The organism is Variovorax sp. P4_D9, assembly GCF_056401695.1.
In genome coordinates this window covers 1-1,545 of the sequence record NZ_JBFUIU010001377.1, presented here as the reverse complement: position 1 = coordinate 1,545, position 1,545 = coordinate 1, and the positions used below count along the sequence as shown (strand labels likewise).

The 1,545-nt window shown below is 58.3% G+C and carries 2 protein-coding genes; both read right to left on the bottom strand.

Going from position 1 to position 1,545, the window contains the following annotated elements; all coding sequences use genetic code 11:
• A partial coding sequence (locus AC1DY5_RS55120; protein WP_478122613.1) for a LysR substrate-binding domain-containing protein occupies nt 1-835 on the bottom strand: 835 nt, incomplete at its 3' end.
• A gap of 117 nt (nt 836-952) precedes the next feature.
• A complete protein-coding gene (locus tag AC1DY5_RS55115) occupies nt 953-1,336 on the bottom strand; it encodes a MarR family winged helix-turn-helix transcriptional regulator (protein ID WP_478122612.1) in 384 nt (127 codons plus the stop codon).
• Between the last annotated feature and the right edge of the window lie 209 nt (nt 1,337-1,545).

The window sequence follows — 1,545 nt, the reverse complement described above, 5'->3', positions numbered from 1 at the left end:
GGTGTATTTCGAACGGCGCAACTTCGAATGGCGCAGCGATCGTGCGCAGGTCGGTGCGCGACGCCACCATCGCGTTGGCGAGCCTAGCCGGCGCGGTCATCAAAAGCCCGGACGAGGCAACGATCGACGCTAAGCCGAGCGAGTGGGCGGCCGTCAAAACTACTCGTCGACAATCGAGCGCGCCCGCTTTTTCCAAAGTCTGCTGGAGCTGGAAGTCGGTTGTGCCCTGCGGCCTGTAAGCGACATGCTCGGCCGCGAGATAGTCTTCAAGATCAATCCKCTCCCGAGTACCCAAGGGTGACGACTTGGACACGAGCACCACGAAAGTCTCGTCAAATAGTCGCTGCTGATAAAAAGATGGCCCCATCATCTCCCAACTGCCCAGCGCTATGTCGATCTGTCCGTGGAGCATCCGCTGTCGGGCTTCGGTCATCGAGACGTCCACAGTCTCGAAGCGAATTCCGGGCGCGACGCCTCGAGCGATCGAGAGCAACTCGGGCATCATGACCAGCTGACCGATGTCATTGACGGCGATTCGAAACAAACGGCTCGATGTCGGCGCGTCAAATGTTCTTCCCTGGTCGACCGCCTGCACCAGGTAGGCAAGGCCTTCCTCGATGGGCGCGATCAGGCGCTCGGCAACCGGCGTCGGGACCATCCCGTCCGCCGAACGTACAAACAGTGCATCGTTGAAGCGTTCGCGCATGCGCTTGAGGGCGTTGCTCACCGCGGACTGAGTCATGCCAAGACGGTCACCTGCGAGCGTGACGCTGCGCGTGTTGTAGATCGCCTGAAAGACCAGAAAAAGGTTCAGATCGATCGAGTTGATGTTCACTTTGCCGTCTCCGTTCTCTTTCTGCATGAGGATACGTGGCATCCAACCGAAGATGGCGAAACTTCGTCAGGTCACGCTTCTAGGCTCCGGCGCACCCTTGCGGGCCCGCGCGCGGACTCACTCGGTATCCAACACCCCAAGGTTGTCATAGACCATGACAAGCATGTCTCGAAGGGACTCTGCTTGCGCGCTGCTCAGTCCGGACAACGACACACGCTCATACAACTGAGCAAGGGGAATGATTCGCAAGGTGAGATCTCGTCCCGCCTCTGTCAAACCAAGAGCGAGCGCACGAGCATCCTCGTTCGATCGCTCGCGCACCAGTACGCCACGCTGCAAGAGACCGTCGACCACTCTTGAGAGCGTGGACGGGTCCGTCGACGTGTGCAACGCCAGGTCCGACAGTCGCTGGTGCTCCTTGTGGTGCRGGGCGACGCAGACACGCCACTCCGTCAGCGACAAGTTGAACTGCTTGAGCTCCCTGCTGAACGACTGCCCCATTCTTGTTCCTGCACGTGCAAGCAAGTACGGGATCGCGCGCTCCAAGTTGTGATCTGCAGGTTTGCCTGCAAATGCATTCGATTCCGAAAGCATCTGAGCCCGTGAACTGTGCTGTTGAAGGGGGACTACTGCGGCTGATTTTCTCTTCACGACAATCATTCTTACAAGCAAATATGGAGACGATCATAGCGTAAACCCTAGTTCTATAT